This is a genomic window from Caballeronia sp. PC1, assembly GCF_021353155.1.
Taxonomy (GTDB): Bacteria; Pseudomonadota; Gammaproteobacteria; order Burkholderiales; family Burkholderiaceae; genus Caballeronia; species Caballeronia cordobensis.
Window position 1 is genome coordinate 1,083,886 of the sequence record NZ_JAJUBH010000003.1, and the last position, 16,684, is coordinate 1,100,569.

General features: G+C 55.8%; 13 protein-coding genes. 9 read left to right on the forward strand and 4 right to left on the reverse strand.

The annotated features are described in order from the left end of the window. Positions 1-66 precede the first annotated feature (66 nt). Entirely contained in the window at positions 67-978 is a 912-nt protein-coding gene (locus LY284_RS29555; protein ID WP_008348637.1) for a hypothetical protein, read from the reverse strand. Positions 979-1,738: 760 nt separating this feature from the next. Here LY284_RS29555 and LY284_RS29560 point away from each other — a divergent pair. The 6 genes from LY284_RS29560 (at position 1,739) to LY284_RS29585 (ending at position 7,667) form a co-directional block, all read left to right on the forward strand. Continuing rightward, on the forward strand, positions 1,739-2,563 hold the full coding sequence (locus LY284_RS29560; protein WP_008348635.1) for a 3-keto-5-aminohexanoate cleavage protein: 825 nt from the start codon (positions 1,739-1,741) through the stop codon (positions 2,561-2,563). 602 nt (positions 2,564-3,165) lie between these two features. After that, positions 3,166-3,390: a hypothetical protein gene (locus LY284_RS29565; RefSeq protein ID WP_008348628.1), complete on the forward strand. Its 225-nt coding sequence runs from the start codon at positions 3,166-3,168 to the stop codon at positions 3,388-3,390. A 520-nt stretch (positions 3,391-3,910) separates the two neighbouring features. Then, the gene (locus tag LY284_RS29570; RefSeq protein ID WP_008348627.1) at positions 3,911-4,507 is read left to right on the forward strand and encodes an IS607 family transposase; all 597 of its coding nucleotides are present in this window, start codon (positions 3,911-3,913) and stop codon (positions 4,505-4,507) included. Beyond that, positions 4,507-6,120, forward strand: a complete 1,614-nt coding sequence (locus LY284_RS29575; RefSeq protein WP_008348625.1) for an IS200/IS605 family element transposase accessory protein TnpB — start codon at positions 4,507-4,509, stop codon at positions 6,118-6,120. The genes LY284_RS29570 and LY284_RS29575 overlap by 1 nt, the downstream gene beginning before the upstream one ends. A 224-nt stretch (positions 6,121-6,344) precedes the next feature. After that, positions 6,345-6,725: a hypothetical protein gene (locus LY284_RS29580; protein WP_233389648.1), complete on the forward strand. Its 381-nt coding sequence runs from the start codon at positions 6,345-6,347 to the stop codon at positions 6,723-6,725. Positions 6,726-7,268: 543 nt separating this feature from the next. Beyond that, complete coding sequence (locus tag LY284_RS29585) at positions 7,269-7,667, forward strand: hypothetical protein (RefSeq protein ID WP_233389650.1); 399 nt, start codon at positions 7,269-7,271, stop codon at positions 7,665-7,667. A 412-nt stretch (positions 7,668-8,079) separates the two neighbouring features. On the opposite strand, the gene LY284_RS29590 is transcribed toward LY284_RS29585, so the two are convergent. The 3 genes from LY284_RS29590 to LY284_RS29600 all read right to left on the reverse strand — a co-directional run bounded on the left by LY284_RS29590 (position 8,080) and on the right by LY284_RS29600 (position 11,603). After that, positions 8,080-9,159, reverse strand: a complete 1,080-nt coding sequence (locus tag LY284_RS29590; RefSeq protein WP_008348624.1) for a hypothetical protein — start codon at positions 9,157-9,159, stop codon at positions 8,080-8,082. A 1,007-nt stretch (positions 9,160-10,166) separates the two neighbouring features. Beyond that, on the reverse strand, positions 10,167-10,490 hold the full coding sequence (locus LY284_RS29595) for a hypothetical protein (protein ID WP_008348621.1): 324 nt from the start codon (positions 10,488-10,490) through the stop codon (positions 10,167-10,169). Positions 10,491-10,688: 198 nt separating this feature from the next. Next, entirely contained in the window at positions 10,689-11,603 is a 915-nt protein-coding gene (locus tag LY284_RS29600; RefSeq protein ID WP_033536240.1) for a hypothetical protein, read from the reverse strand. A gap of 415 nt (positions 11,604-12,018) precedes the next feature. Here LY284_RS29600 and LY284_RS29605 point away from each other — a divergent pair, with 415 nt between their 5' ends. The 3 genes from LY284_RS29605 (at position 12,019) to LY284_RS29615 (ending at position 16,288) form a co-directional block, all read left to right on the forward strand. Beyond that, positions 12,019-12,525, forward strand: coding sequence for a hypothetical protein (locus LY284_RS29605; RefSeq protein WP_008348618.1), 507 nt, complete (start codon positions 12,019-12,021; stop codon positions 12,523-12,525). A 1,075-nt stretch (positions 12,526-13,600) separates the two neighbouring features. Beyond that, positions 13,601-14,902 (forward strand): gallate dioxygenase, encoded by a 1,302-nt coding sequence (locus LY284_RS29610; protein WP_233389652.1) that lies wholly within the window; start codon positions 13,601-13,603, stop codon positions 14,900-14,902. A 33-nt stretch (positions 14,903-14,935) separates the two neighbouring features. After that, positions 14,936-16,288, forward strand: a complete 1,353-nt coding sequence (locus LY284_RS29615; protein WP_233389654.1) for an aromatic acid/H+ symport family MFS transporter — start codon at positions 14,936-14,938, stop codon at positions 16,286-16,288. Positions 16,289-16,684: the final 396 nt, after the last annotated feature.

Consider the following 16,684-nt stretch of genomic DNA (forward strand, 5'->3'; position numbering starts at 1 on the left):
GCCAGTGCGAAGCTCGGAATCAGCGTAGAATTTGTCTTTACATCCAAAGCTCACTGAGCGCGAGAGCTATAGCAAATGCGCCTTGGCCACCGCGACTAAACCCTGATTCCAGTCCAAGGACGCAATCATGTTTTCGAGCAGTTCTTGGCCGATTTCGTTTTTTTTGTAATAGTCTGGGCCTCGCTCGACAAGCCACTGTAGCGTGCGAGAGCAGTCGTGGCTCGACGCCAGCATCCATTCCTTCCGCTCTTCGTAGTGCCGCTGTCTAGCGGCCTCGTACTCGTCTTCGCTACCTCCAAGGAACGCGAGGTCTTCACGCGCGTCCTTCTTTCGAATCATTATGTTGTCAATACGCCACTTTTGCAGGGCCTCGGTAATTCCTTGATTGCCGACGACTGCGAAGTTGAAGCCTAAGCTTTCGATTGCGCCAGAGCGTTCAGCGTCGTTATTTTCAATCCCGTCTGAAATGAATTTGCCAAATCTTGCCTCATATCCTTTCATTCCTCCTTCAAAGCGGCTTAGCCCGGTAAGGACAGCGGCAGCAACACGTGCGGTTCGAGCGTCCGCGACCCAAATGTCATCCAAAACATCGCATAGAAATTCACGGAGCATTTCTCGACGTCCTTCGTCTTTGCCTCGGCGAATTATTTCAGCTAAGCGTGCCGTGTTGGCGCGCTTGAAGTCCATTTCTTCCAAGATCAGGCGCAAGTCTGCTTTTTCCTTCACGAGAGGTAGCTTTTCGCTTAAAGGGATCGCCCGAAACACTTCTTGATTGAGGGAAGTTCGATAGAGACGAGAGCGAAAATAGTTCTCGACGAAATCGGAAACGCCTTCAACCGCTTGGTTGGCAACAGGAGTCGCGAACGCCACAACCCAGCCAAGTTCGGGGTTCTTCGCTGCCAAACCTAGTAAGCCGTTTGAAAGTGACTGGCCCGCAACCTTGGTGACAGTTTTAAGGCGTTTCGGCTCAAGCTTCACGGCATCACCTCCGAGCTGATGTTCTCTCAATCCTACCGTGAAGTCGTGTGCCCGTTAAAATGTTTCTGTGGGGAGCACACCTATGGAAAGCAGCGGGTTTGAGGGCTAGCGTGAAGGCTTGGACCACACTGGTTTAGCCATCTGTCGGGGATCGGATGTGGTCCAGCTGGCTTTCGCTTACGTCTTGGACCAATAGAAAACTTTTCATCAACCTCCCATAGGACGATTTCGCACGAGCAAGGGATGCAGAGAACGTGCTCGATCTCCGCGAATGTCTTTCGTCAGCGAAGCACCTCCTTCGCTTATGAGGTGCGCTACCTAGCCAAGAATACATACAAGTCGTAACGTGCCAGCGCGGGAAAACATTGCGCGCTGGCGTTCGTTAAAACAGAACGCGCCGTTCTTAAGTCTCGAAGATGCGTTGCACGAGTGTTGATATTTGCCCCTTCACGGACCCTGCGAAACCGCCCATAGACGCGTCTACAGTCGAACAATCTTGTGAGTATTTCGGGACTTGCAACAAACCCCATGTGTCGTCGGTGTCACACTCAAGAAACAGGCTCACTTGGAGCGCTGCGATATGGACGGTCAGCGACTGCGTCCAAAAGACTGCGCGTTATCGGGCGCGTTCGAAGCGCCGGCTGTACCATGTTCAAACAGGGTCGACCGAAGAAAAACGAAGGGAAGTCTGCCGCAGTGCTTTCCGTCACTATCCGCGCGCGCGCCCACGACCTCCATACACAATCTGTCGAGAAGAGACATGAACAAGCCCTGTATTATTTCGGTTGCCATCACAGGATCACTGCCGCGCAAAAAAGACAACCCGGCAGTTCCCGTTACGGTGAGTGAGCAGGTCGAATCGACTCAAGCGGCGTTCGAGGCTGGTGCGACGCTTGTACACCTCCATGTGCGCAACGATGACGAGACGCCCACGTCGAATTCAGATCGATTCGCGCTGGTTCTGGAGGGAATCCGTAAGCACGCGCCAGGCATGATTACACAGGTGTCCACCGGCGGTCGTTCCGGTGCAGGCAATGAGAGAGGAGCCATGCTTTCGTTGCGACCTGACATGGCGTCACTGGCGACGGGTTCCGTCAATTTCCCGACACGGGTCTACGACAATCCGCCGGACTTGATCGATTGGCTTGCCTCGGAGATGAAAGCCTACGGAATCAAGCCAGAAGTGGAGGCATTCGACCTATCGATGATCTTCCACGCAGCTGCGATGCAGGCGGCAGGCGCCATCGTTGGTCCGTTGCACATCCAGTTCGTGATGGGCATTAAGAACGCAATGCCAGTTGATCGCGAGGTGCTTGAGTTTTACGTGCGAACCCTACAGCGCCTCTCACCCGATTCAACTTGGACTGGCGCCGGCATCGGACGGCACCAAGTGACGATGGCTCGGTGGTCTCTGGAGCTTGGAGGGCACTGTCGAACTGGGCTGGAGGACAATGTGCGAATGGACAAGAACACACTTGCGCCGTCGAATGCAGCGCTCGTTCGTCAGGTCGCTGAGCTCTGCCAAGAGCTTGGCCGTCCAGTTGCGACTGTGGCTCAAGCACGAAAAATTTTAAGCCTAAATTGAGTGACTTCCGAAACAGAAAAAGAGTCGGGCGGAAGGGGCGTGCGGTTCGGCGACGCATTTGAGCGTTGCCGCCTTCTCTACATAGTTGCGCCCAGGGGGGCCCTGCTCAACCGCGGGCAATTCTAGCGATTGTTCGCGCACTGCAACCGAATTGGGTGAAAGAGACAAACGGGTGAAGCAGCCTTGACGCAAAGCGATGATGGCGGAGGCTTGGGTGTTGCAGCTCCTGGCCATGAAGGAGCGTTGCAACTGGGTTTCCCTGTTGCGAGAGAACGGTTGTTTCGGCAGAAGCAATGGGCTGTTCTATGACGTCCCCCAAAGATAGTTACCTCGGTCTGCTTGTCGGTATGTTGACAGTGGTCTCCACAGTGCCAGGAGGCTATTTTCGGCAAAGGGTTAGGACGGCTATGGCCTGTCTGGCAGTTGCAGCTAAGTGGCCTGTCCGAGGTCAGCTTGAGGAAATGCAGATCTTTAGGATCACCTGAGAACAAGGTTCGGAACCGTTGCTTTGAGAGGATTGCTATACACCGCGTGTAGCTCGCTTGGACTGGAAGCGGCCCGGCAGGGCACGAAGGAGCTACCTTCCTAACACGAGGTCAAAAATGAAACGGTTTGTACTGTTGTTCATCGGAGACGGCGAGAAGCCGGCGGGCGATGTAAAACGCATCATGGCGCTCCCGGACATCAAGGTAATTGATGCAGGGAATGCCAGCATGATGGTGGTTGAAGGGCCAGTTGATGTCCAAAGAAAGGTTAATAGAATGGCGAACTGGATAGCGAGTGAGCAGACGGTCATTCCTAGCCCACAACCACATCGTTATTTCTGAACTAATCGACATGATTGAAGAGGCCGCGTGTGCGGCCTTCTTTCATGCATCAAACAACATGCGGTAACCCATGATTGATCTCTAGGCGTGTCGCCGATACCGTACACCAACGAGTTTTGAGGTTGGTTGGCGCCCACCATATAAATGGCGAACACCATCACGGATAGGGCAACGTAAGCCACGCGAATCAAACGCCAAAGTTCTCGGTGGATTTCAAGCGGCAGATCGTGAGGGCGGCGCTCGGTCCGGAGGCATCTGCCGTGCTCATCGGACTTGCGCACGCCGGCAATGCCAACCTGCTGTTCAAATGGTGGGCTCCGCGATCGGGCAGACGACTGCGGTGTCCTGGCTTGTCATCAATTGAACATGGTCAACGACCAGCGCGGTGAGCATCACCTCGTCAGAGGGCGCCATCGTTCAGGCTGTGGGCGGGGTGTGCAGCAGCAAACGCTAAAGCCGCACAAATCTGACACGGCGCTTAAAAGAGGTTCTACACCCGATATCGGACTGGAGATATCGGATGCAACTCTTATCAATTGGCAAAGCCGCCGCGCATCTCGGCGTGGCCGTCGGGACACTGCGTCGCTGGCATCGGCGGGGGCAGCTTGCGCCTGCCGGGCGCACGCCTGGTGGACATCGGCGCTATGAGCGCGGGTCGATCCTGTCCAGTATTGGGCATACACCGGAGTCGACCGGCAAGACCGTCTGCTATGCCAGGGTCTCCTCCCATGACCAGGCCGAGCAGCTGAAAACGCAGGCTGCCCGCCTGGAACAGCATTGTGCCGACGCCGGCTTTGCTGAAGTTGGAGTTATTACCGACCTGGGCAGTGGCCTGAATTACCGGAAGAAGGGGATGCAGCGACTTTTGTTTGAGATCCTGCGGGGCCGCGTCTCCCGGCTGGTAGTCGTAACGAAGGACCGGTTGCTACGTTTCGGTAGTGAGCTGCTGTATCGTATCTGTGAATTCTTCGGCGTCAACGTCATCATTCTTGATGCCGCGCCAGATGTGAGCCGGGAGCAGCAGCTCACCGAAGATCTGGTTGAGATCCTGACCGTCTTCTCTTCGCGCCTGTATGGCTCGCGGAGCCGCAAGAACCTGCGGGCGCTGGCCAGTTGATGCAGTCGACCACGCAGACCCGACTCGCGCTGGCCAAAGCTGATGCGGAATTACTTGATCAGGTGGCTGCGCTGTACGGCACGATGAAACGCAAGCTCTACGCGCGCATGGCCGCGCGCGGCGGCAACGCGAAGTCCCATAAGACAGCGTTCTGCCGGGAGCACGGCATCTCCTCGCGCATGTTCAACGCCATCGCCATCGAGCTTCAGGGGCTCATCGACGCCACGCGCGAACTGCTCAAGGAGGAACGTCGAAGTCTGCAAGGCGGCATCGGGCGGCTCGAGCGGCAATATCGCACGCGCAGAACCCAGCTTGACGAGATAGCCGCCGACCGCCTGCGCCTGAAGCCGCAGCGCGAAGCAAAGCTGCGCCGCACGGTCCATCAGAATTGCTGTCGGCTCGAACGGTTAAACGCGCGGTTGATGACGGTCGAGCAGCGGCTCGAGGCCAACGTGCCGGGGATCTGCTTCGGCACGCGCAAGCTGTTCCAGCAGCAGCACCACCTCAAACTTGCGGACTTTGACAGCCGCGAAGCGTGGCTGCGCGAGTGGCAGTCGAGCCGCTCGCATCAGGTGTTCTTTGTTGGCTCAAAGGATGAAACCGCCGGCAACCAGCTCTGCCAGCTTCAGAAAGCGACCGATGACACGTATACGCTGAAGATCCGTTTGCCGGACCGGCTGCTTGCCGTTGGCGAGGCGAAGTATCTTGTCATTGAGAGTGTTACGTTCGGCTACGACCGGGAGGCACTGGATGCGGCGCTTCAATCAGGTATTGCCCTAAGCTGGCGCCTGCACCGCGATGAGCGTGGCTGGCGTGCCTTTGTGTCCTTCAACCATCAGCCTGCGCAAACCGTCTCGCTGGATGCGAAGTACGGCGCCGTTGGTATCGACTTCAATGTCGACCACCTGGCGGTGACCGAAACCGATGCATTCGGCAACCTGCTGCATACGAAGCGGCTGCCGCTGCTGCGAGAGGATGCCAGCTCGGGGCAGCGCAATGCGGTGCTTTCGGACGCGCTGAGTGCGGCGGTCGCTTGGGCGAAGGAAGCCCGCAAGCCCGTCGTCGCCGAAGACCTGGACTTCACGGCGAAGAAGAAGGCGATGGCCCAGCTCAGCCCGAAAGGCGCGCGGATGCTCTCCGGGCTGCTCTACGCAAAATATCGGCAACTGCTCGAAGCGAAATGCTGTCGGGCGGGTGTCGAGTTGATCAAAATTAATCCAGCCTACACGTCGACCATCGGTGCAGTGAAGTACGCATTACGACGGGGCTGGAGTGTGCATGCTGCTGCGGCGGGCGTCATCGCCCGTCGCGGGCAGAAGTTGACTGAACGAGCGCCGCGTGCCGGCACGGTGATCCGTGTTCCGGTGCGAGGTGGTCATCACCCCCTCGAGCTACCTGCAAGGAAAAGCCGGGATTCGCGTGAGGCTGTCTGGCGCAACGTTCACGCAGCGTACAGAGGTGTGGTGCGTGAGCGCTGGCTCGCCACCCGGGACGGCTTGCCGTCCCGGAGTGCGAAAGGCATCCATGGTAGCGGCGTACGCGCCGCGCCCCTCAGCAGGGACAACCGTCTGCCCTGCGAAATCAAATTGCGTGAGCAGATTTATGCACGTTAAAACAAACGGTAAGCCTGTGAATCTGCCGCTGCGGACATATCCGCACTTCACCTGCTTCGGTGAGGTTAAAGGACGTTCCCGTGTAAAGCCGTTTTCACATCAAAATCCCGATACTCACACAAACGGTCGATCTCTAGCTAGCGAAATGCTGGCTCCGCCGACACGCGGTCGGAGTTTAAAAACATCGCTATACGTTTCATCTTTAACTGCCAGACCTCGATATCATGACCCACACGCCAATGCTGGCTTGCGAACAAGGCCACTATCAATACTGGACCACTAGCGATGTTTATACCTTTGCTGTGTTCAACACGCGGTCGGGATGTGAGGAGCAGCATATTGAACTGCGTGCAACCCCGAATTTTGAGCGCTGGGAGCGCTTCGTTACAGGATTCCTTAAGGCGCTGAACGAAGCTGGCGACTCCTTTGTTGCAATGCCCATATGTCGCCCCGTTGACCATGCGTTTTTACGACAGCGGCTCGCAGCTGGTTTCCTGAGAGACTACGTTGAAGAAAAATCTAGGCGTCACCAAGCGCTGGACGTGCTGCAAAAAAGTGGACTCACCTTCGATGAGGCATGGGCAATGATAAATGGTGTACGCTAGTGACCGCTTGCTTTGCTTGGTGCTGTTTGTCAGCGACGGGCTATCCGGACTTTCATGTGGAAACCGCTTCGCACGCAGCTCCATTTCACTGAAGCTGCTCATGCACTGAAATACGAATCGGACACGCTTGAGTCGGCGGGACTACTTGCGGCTTGGCGAATCGTTCAGCATGCTCGCATACCAGCCCAAAAGGAGTTAATCACGCGACGCCCTCCGGATATCTGTTGGGCCGGAGAACGTCTCCGGCCCCGACTCCGAGCTGCATTGACGTCGGCGTGCTGAAGATGCCCGGCCTGCCGGCACTTGAACGTGACTGAGCGCTGCGGTTTTCGTCCACGTTTCCGCAGGCTGAATTCGGCTCGGATGGTTACACGGCGATGACCTTGGTGCAGCGAAACCCGAGACGCGATGAAAGTTTCCTAAGCTTTGCTTCTATGGATGTAAGTTTGCGACTGGCGGCTGTTGAAAAAATTTCGTGGAACACTTAAAAAATCATTAGACCAGCCGTTAACCTCTATAAATCAAACTCCATAGAAGGGATTCATGGCGAAAATCTACTTGGTCGTCGTCAAAACCGATCACGTTGCATCTAGCGTTGTCGACACCGATCATCTTCCGGCAGGTGTAAATTCAGATTTTGTTGAACATCCGTGGCAACAGGGTGCAGATATCATGACCTATCTCCAAGAGGATCTCGGCCGCACGGCGTCCTGCCTGGATGAATTGGCAAGTAACAACTTGAGCTTGGAAGCGAAGGAATTTTTCTCGAGTATCGCAAGCCTTTGGGAAAATCTCCCGCCACCTGCCGATGGAGGAGCCAAAGACGGTATTTTTGCATGTATCGATACCGGAGAAAAGGAGAGTCACTTTCTCCGGACCTCACCAGAGGTGGCTTTAAAAATGTACCGGGATCTTCGCCAAATTCATCGACGAAACAAATAGTTATGTCTATCGTGCACCCACGGTGATTGCGCACGATCAATACATGAGTTTGAAAGTCCGAGAACTTCGGGTCGCTTGCGGCGACGCTTCATAGATTCGTGTCGCCGCAATGTTTGTAACCCTAACCGATCCTGTATTTTTGTAATGTCTTCCCATGTTCAAGCGAGTTTGTTGCCGCTGTTGCCCATAGCCTGTGAACGCCTAATCTCTGCACTTTAATATGTACGCTTACGATGAACCTGCGACCGGAATTGGACATCAGCGTTTTTGACCGCCGGCTCAAACAAAATGCACGGAAATCCAACCGCTCCACCATAATCGCTGCCGGCCTCGCATAGCAACGCCAGTTCAGGCAGCGATTTACTTCGCTTTTGAGCCGGCCACGCAACCCGCTGACGTCGCTTGTCGCTGATCACTTGGTCGGACCGGCAGGAACGGAAAGACGACCAGCTATGCGATGCACTTTACTTCTTGGAGTTTTAAAAGCTGTTCCCGTCTCGGCGGACGAGATCAACGGTTTACTCGACGCCGAACTCGAAACAGCTTGCGCCTGTGCACGAGACGAGGCGCAGGAGACCAACCATCCCGAGATCAGTACAAGAGCGGCTGCCACTCCGATCACGCTCTCAATCACAAGCCGTCTACGTTGTTTTTTTCGATATGCCGCGAGTTCTGCCACGGACTTTGCGGTTAGTTCGTTTGCCCGCGCAGCATCGACCTTTGCTGACATAAGCTGAAGTTTCAGAGCGTGCACGAAATTGCGCAATTCCTTCAACTCACCGCGGATAGTTTGCGAGGAGGTTGCGAGTTGGTCTGCTCGTTCCTGCTGGGCTGTATTGGCCATTCTCAGTCCCGCCGCTTCCTGCTCCGCCTTATCGAGGAGTTTACGGGCGTGTTCACGCTCTGCCCGGAGGTCTGCATTTGCCGTGAGTAGCTTCTGTTCCAATCCCTGGACCAACACTTCAAGATAGGGTTTCGAGCGCCTGTCGCTGATCACGGTTCCTGCCAGAAAGTTGCCGCCCTTCTGAAGAGTGCTACATACCCAGGCAATATGCTTCTCCTCTCGATCCTTTGTGCTCTCATCTTCATATTGATATTTCGCGAAGTCAGGTAATTTGACTTCAACGACAGGCAACTCCAGCTCCCTTAAGCGCTTTTCCTTCTCTGCCGGCACGAAGTGCTGATGATAGACCTCAACATATACTTCACCGGCCCACCGCATTGCCAGATCTGTCGGTGAAGTGAACCGTAGGTATGCATCAGCGAAGTAAGCGTTGCCATCACGCTCGATTTTCTTCTCTATTTCACCGTGTTCAACACTGACTTTGTGACGGCCGAGGTCACCAAGCCTGAGCTCAGTTTCTGTCAGTCTCGCGATCGCTTTCTTGAATAGTAGATGTGACAGTGATTCACCCGGCCCACCTTTGGACTCGTCAGCTTTGTTTCGATATTTAAAAAATGTCGTGCCGCTCTTCAGAACCACGTGGTCCATTGGCAATCTCGCTCCCGACCTGTGCGGACTCCAATATGTTTTGCCAAGCGGCTTGCCCCCATGCGGAATTCGCGCAATGCGTTCCTGACAAGCGCTCACATGCTCTGATCCAATGGCATTTACATACGCCCAAGGGTGCTCTACATTAGCCATCTTCTTATTCCGTACGTTCTGGCGCTTCACGCATTTATTTAGTTCACTCGACCTGAGGTCAATCGGATTGCTGACCACGCGATTTGCGCTTTGCAGGCGTTCGCGCTTCAATCCATTTTAAAAAACGGAACGAAGCTCGCGGACGTATTTCGACGCGGTTCGTCGTAGACTGAGTTCGGTTCGATAGGTCAGCGCCACCTACATTACATTAGTATGCTTATCGAATTGAGTGTTTATTATTCCCGTGCAGACAAGATTCTTTCTTCTTAAAAAGAAGACTGAGGAGCTCAATATGGCGTTAGGCATATCGAATGCCCATGGTTCGTCAGTAGGCGGTTAGCGCTTGAGTAGTCCCGTGGGCAAGCACGGGACCACGCCATCCGCCGGGTTGTAAGGCGTTACGCTCTGCGCTCTGGGCATTTTGAGCAGTCCTGGAGCGCACCAGACGAGGATCGTCCCAAAAACAAGGCACGACGAGAAGTCGTGCCTTATCAAACCAGTAGAAGAGTTCTCTTCGCGAGTCGTCAGTGGATACTGCTTGCGCCTGCAGAAGCTGCCGTTGTCAGAACCGTCCCTCGGCGTACTAGTTTGGCTTGAGCGGAGCCTTTATACTGCTCTGTTACCAAGATGTGGACGAGTACCTGACTAAGAGGAATTCCAGGAATGTCTGTGGTTGCCTGCAACTGGACAATACCGCTTGCAGCTAAATCAATCATTTTGTCCCATCCCTCTTCGAGGGTGTTGGTGCTAGTCCGCCCTCTGAGCAAGTTGGTCTTCGGCGCTTCGCTCGAAATGTGAGCTTTCCCGAAAGCAACCGTCTTGCTGCGACCAAGACCATTCACCACCTCAAAAGCCTACGGAACAACCTGACGCTTGAGCCATTTGTCGAGCGCCTGCCACACCTCTGCATCGGTCACATCTGCAAGCCAATAAATCTGGGTGCCGCCAAGTTGAAGACGAAGTGTAAGGATGTCGAGGTCGTCGATCGCCATTTTTCCGAAGCCGAAACAGGTCGACTCGTGTTCCGTGCCAATCGCTTTGAAGGTTTTGGCATTCGTGGGCGACGTGAGAATCGGCAGGTCCGAGGGTAGTCGGCCTTTGAGGCCGTTTGCGATGCCTATGTGACGGGCAAGGCGGAGTTCGCTGAAGGCAAACAGCGTGTCACTTGCGTGCTGCATTTGAGAATGTCCTGTCTAGTTGAGCTGTTGGCTGCATCTGCTACTGCGACGTGATTTACCCGCGTACGTCGCGCTCGGCACCATGGGCATGGTGCGCGAGTACGTCCAGTCACGCTGCATATGCGCTTAGCTCAACCGTAACCAGGATTCGTCAATTTCCGACGCAAGTTCATCAGATTTAGGTTACGACGCGTGCAACTAGAAGGGAATGTCAACAAGGTCTATCATCTCAGCGGCGCTCTCGGCGCGGCTTGACTGGCCGCTTTCAAGGAACGTTTGACGCCAAGCGTCAAGCCGTGCCATCACGGCTGTATCGAAGGTTCCGGTAGTGCGCACAAACTCTTCGCCGAATTGTTCTTTCGCGCGAGCTTTCAAACCGCTGTGGGTCTCAGCGGATGTGATGGTGCGGACATAAGGATCGACCCATATTTCGGCCTCGTTCGGGGTCAGAAAGGAAACGATTCCCTTTAGGACGCGCAGTGTTCCAAAAGTATGGACGCGGGTAGGTCGCCCAAGGAGGAACTCCGTGACAAGCGGTTGGTGTTGTTTTGCCACATATTCGATATCTGACGCGACGAAAAACGCCTCGCAGTAGCGGGCGACGAAATCGCCATCCTCCTCACGGAGGATTCTGACAAACTCCGCCGCGACTCGGGTTTGGACTTCGTGTGATACCTGCTCCAGCGCGACTCGGAACGCGCCACGGAGCCGCTCCGGCTCGTCATCGAAGAAATCTGATTCGTAGTTTCCCGTCATGTATGCGTCCGGAATCAGACTCAGAACCAGCCGCTCCCGCTGACTTTCGTTTGCCTCGAGAATGAGGTGTTTAACAATGGTCGTTGAGTTCGCATCACGTCGCACCTTCGACACAATTTGTTCAGCGGTCAGCCCGACCGATTTCCTCCTGCTTCGAGCCAATTCCTCGACAATCATCTCGATAAGTGTTTTCGCGATTGTGGCACTGCTCTGGTCCGGCGCTGGCTCCTCTAGGCGTACCACGCGGCCTGGATGAATTAGATTCCTGTACGATCGGATCACACTACACAGGTCTGCGGTCCGATCCGACAAAACTTTCTCTTGGCGACAAATCGTGATGGCTTCGGCAAGGTCCATTCGAAGGGGGTCTTTTGGAGACCGCGACGGATGGCTGCTTGAAAGCAAATAATCGATCAACAAAGACTCTACAACACTGCCTGCGAGTACTTGGACGCTCTTCCACGCTCCTACCTCTAGACATCGCTTCATTTCGGAAAAATCGCGCTCAAGAGAAAGTCTAAATCCTTTGAGTGATATGAAATCGAAGCTTGCCAAAGGAGTTCCCCGGTTTTGCGGATCGGTTGCGAATCTGGTGTCAGTGCGAAGCATATTGTAGCCAGACGCGGCAGGTCTTCTGTTCTTGGCCTCCGAGGCGCGGCTAGCGTAATTCTAAATCATGCATCGAAAGCGAGAGTAGGGTACGTGCTATACAGATTCAACGCCAAACTGTTGATTTGTTTGCAAATTCTGTATCGCGCGCAAGGAGGTACTTATGACGCTTCAAGAGGTCTACCGCCGCAAGATGGGCGCAGCAAGCGAAGCAACGGAAGCGGTTGGCGCCGCTGAAAGCCTTAAGCACCAGTTCGCCCTTAGCGCCATTGCAAACTTCGCGCATGCGGATGCGACCGTGGTAGCACATTGCCTTGCCCTAATTTGCGATTGTGAGATTGATTCCTTGAGAGCGGCATTGACGGACCAGCCGATTCTCAGCTGTTGGCGAAATCGAAAACCTTGGCGTCTAGGTCTTGAGATTTGGGAGCAAGAGACTACGTCTCACAAAGAGGGGATTGCCGTGATTAGCCCATCCAGCGTTGACAATATCAAGATGCTGAAAGAACAATGCGTAATCGTAGTCGGCGCAACAATCAGGGAGTGGCTGCTAGCCGAGCCTGCGGCGACTGAGGATGAACGCAGTTTGCGCAAGCACGATGCGAATCAAATGCGCCTAGCCGCCGATAGCCTTGCTCACAGCATTGCACTTTTGAGGTCTATACACTGATGTCGGTGGGCTTGCTCCAACTGAACACGCGAAACCGTCTTTATCAGATCTTCGGGCATCTGCGCGCTTGGGAGTCTGCATCAAGATGGCGATGAAAAAGCGCCCGCATTTCTTAGGCATGCTGGGATCAAGTCCGTCATGCGAGCACCACTTGGCGAACAAAACGGAATGCCTGCACCAGAAAAGGAACATCCTTCAACGACAGGTTTTCCGATTGGACAATCCGTATATCGTAGATGCCGCAGCGTAACTCATCAACGAGCTCTACGCTGAGCACTTATCAAGGACCGCGTGCGAGTCGCAGGCTGAAGGTTCTCCTGACCTAAACGCCGCGTTGTTGCGTGCAAGCGTTCGTCCCGACGGAGCATCCGCAATATTCGACGTGCTCCATGCGAGAAGACCTTTCTATCTAACAGAGGGGCGATACCTAACGTCGCTGCCATCACGACACGGGGTAATGTCGGGTTAAACGACTTTCAGGGCTGAGTGCATCGCTGCAACCTCTGTAGTCAAGATTTCTTTTGCAAACACGAACTACGGGTTCAGTTTTGTTTGCACCGTTTTTGCTAAGTCGCTGATTTCAAAGAGTACGAAAGCGATGGTTTAACCGGCGGCAACAGTCAGGTGTCGTGCAAGCGAAGACGGGCGTGTGATTGACGAGGGCACAGAGGTCAGCGTAGCGGGGGTGTGGGAAGAAAAAATAACGTAGATTCAACGGTTTAGGAAGCTGAAATCAGGTTTGTTTGCAAATGCGGGTCTGAGGGAATTGGTGGCAGGACAGTTTCAATTGCATCAAAACGCAAGAACAGGTCTATTTGCTCCGAAACAGTTTTTCTTTGCAAACAACCACCGGACCGGACGATTTTGCGTCCCGTTTCACGCGCCATCAGTTTTATTTATCGGGCTATCGGCTGAACGGGCGCCGGCTAGTGCCCGCTCTGCCTTTTCCCATCTGGCTTTCATCAAACCAGAAGCCCATACAGAAAGCAAAAACTCTGGTTTACGCGTAGTACCCGCCACAGCGCGTTCCTCCTACGCTTCGGCTTCAGTTTCCCTGAAGCAAGGAGCAGCGCACATGGCACGGATCATCGGCGGCATCGCCGCATCGCACACGCCGACTATCGGTTTCGCATTCGACAAGAACAAGCGCGACGATCCGGTCTGGGCGCCGATCTTCGATAACTTCGCGCCGCTCGCGAACTGGCTGGCGGAAAAGCAACCCGATGTAATCGTCACGATCTACAACGACCACGTCACATCGTTCTTCTTCGATCATTACTCCGCCTTCGCGTTGGGCGTCGGTCCCGAATGGCGTGTCGCGGACGAAGGCGGCGGAGCGCGCGATCTGCCGCCGATCAAAGGTCATCCCGCCCTCGCCGCGCACATCGGCACCTCGCTGATGACCGATGAATTCGACATGTCGTTCTTCCAGAACAAGGCACTGGATCACGGCTGCTTTTCGCCGCTTTCCATGCTGTGCCCGCACAAGCCCGAGTGGCCGGTCAGGCTCGTGCCGTTGCAGATGGGCGTGCTGCAATTGCCCGTGCCGAGCGCGCGCCGCTTCTACAAGCTCGGTCAGGCGCTGCGCCGCGCGATCGAAAGTTATCCGGAAGATATCAAGGTTGCGATTCTCGCGACGGGCGGTCTTTCGCATCAGGTGCATGGCGAACGTTCGGGCTTCAACAACACGGAATGGGATGCGCGCTTTCTCGATCTCTTCGAGCGCGATCCCGAGCAGCTCGCGGACATGACCATCGCCGAATATGCGGCGCTCGGCGGTTACGAAGGCGCGGAAGTGATCATGTGGCTCACGATGCGCGGCGCTTTGTCTGGCAATGTCGTCTGCAAGCATCGCAGCTATTACCTGCCGTCGATGGCGGGTATCGCAACTGCCATCTATGAAGGCGAGGACAGCGAGACGAAGCCCGCGATCGTCGAGCGGCATCGTCAGAAGATGGCCGTGCAGCTTGCCGATGTCGACAAGCTCGAAGGCACCTATCCGTTTTCGATCGAAACGGCCGTGCGTGCGTATCGCATCAACGATTATCTGCATCGCATGGTCGAGCCCGCGCATCGCGAAGCCTTCAAAGCCGATGAAGAGGCGAGCTACGAAGCCTTCGGGCTCTCCGAGCAGGAGCGCGATCTCATTCGCCGGCGCGACTGGCGCTGCCTGCTTCATTACGGCGTGATCTTTTTCATGCTCGAAAAGCTCGGCGCGGTGACGGGCGTATCGAATCTGCATATCTATGCCGCGATGCGCGGCGAAACGCTCGAAGCATTCCAGAAGACGCGCAACGCGCCCGGCGCGCTGTATTCGGTTGCCGGCAAGGGCGGCGGCAAGCTCGACTGGGACAAGGCGGACGAAGGCAAGAAATAACGCAAGACATTGCACGGGGACAGGAGACGACATATGAAAAGCGGTAAAACCATCGATATCAAGGCCTTCATCGACGAGCGGCCCATTTCCGCCTACCAGTGGTTGCTGGTGGCGCTGTGTTTTCTGATCGTGATGGCCGACGGCATGGACGTTGCGATCATGGGCTTCGTTGCGCCATCGATCATTGCGGACTGGCATATCTCGCGCCCCGCATTCGGTCTCGTGATGAGCGCGGCGCCTATCGGTCTCGTGATCGGCGCGCTCGCGGCGGGGCCGGCATCGGATCGCGTCGGACGCAAGTGGGTGCTGATTACATCCGTGTTTCTCTTCGGCGTCTTCACCATTGCGACCGCGTTCACGAATTCGCCTGCGAGCATGGCGGCGCTGCGTCTCCTGACGGGGATCGGCCTTGGCGCGGCGATGCCGAACACGACCACGCTGCTTTCCGAATACGCGCCGCAACGCAAGCGCGCGCTGCTTATCACGGTCATGTTCACCGGCTTCAATCTCGGCTCGGCGTTGATCGGTTTCGTCGCGGGCTGGCTGATTCCGGCGCATGGCTGGCGTTCGGTGCTGATCTTCGGCGGCGCATTGCCGCTCGTGCTGATTCCGCTGCAAATCTGGCTGCTGCCCGAATCGGCGCGTCTGCTTGCGGTGCGCGGCGCGACGCCGGCGCGCATCGGCAAGGTGCTCGGCCGCGTGTGCGGCGCGCGCTTCGACGGCACGCATACGTTCGTATCGAACGAACCGCCACTGCCGACCAAGAAGCCTATCGGCGTCTTGTTTTCGCAGGGTTATGGCCTGATGACGGCGGCGCTGTGGGTCACGTATTTCATGGGCTTGCTCGTGATCTATCTGCTGACGGGCTGGCTGCCGACGTTGATGAAGGACGCGGGCCTCACCGTGACCGCGGCGGCGAACGTCACCGCAATGTTCCAGATCGGCGGCACGATCGGCGCGATCATCGTCGGCTGGGTGATGGACAAGCAGCGTCCCGCGCCGGTTATCAGCGCGGCGTATCTCGGCGGCGCGGTGTGCGTGCTCGGGCTCGCGTGGATTGGCGCGTTGTCGTCGTCGCTGGCGGTGCTTGTGTTTGCGGCGGGGTTTTGCATGAGCGGGGCGCAGACTGGCCTCAATGCGTTTGCGCCGGGACGGTATCCGACTGTTGCGCGTGCTACTGGGGTGAGTTGGATGCTCGGCATGGGGCGGTTTGGCAGTATTTTCGGTTCGGCATTCGGTGGCGCGTTGCTTGGGCTTGGGTGGGAGTTTGGTGCGATTCTCGCGATGCTTGCGGTGCCGGCTACGTTGGCTGCGGTTGCTATTCTGGTTGCGCAGCGGACGCAGGGGGATGATGAGGCCCAGGCGCGGGCTCGTATTGCGGGTTGAGGGTTTTTTGGTTTTTTTGGTTTTTGGTTTTCGTGGAACTTGCTTTGGTGTTGGTCTATTAGCACTGCCCCTCCCCGGGGCGGGGGTAACTTTCTTTGCTGCTGCAAAGAAAGTCACCAAAGAAAGCAGCTTTGTCACCGCCCGCGGTCACACGCACGTTGGCCATTTTTCTCCTCCGGGAATGGCCCTCGCCTAAAGAGTGCCCTCGAAGGACTAATCGGGCGTGGATCGCGCACGGTCTGACCAACCATAACTTCGAGCGCGCTGGTTCAGCGCGAAATGGCTCCGGCACAGCGCTACGCGCTGCCGCTGGGGATGCAAGGGAAACCCATCGGCCGCGAAGCGGGCCGGAACTTGAAATGGCTGTACCAATACATTAAGTGGCGCGATGTGACG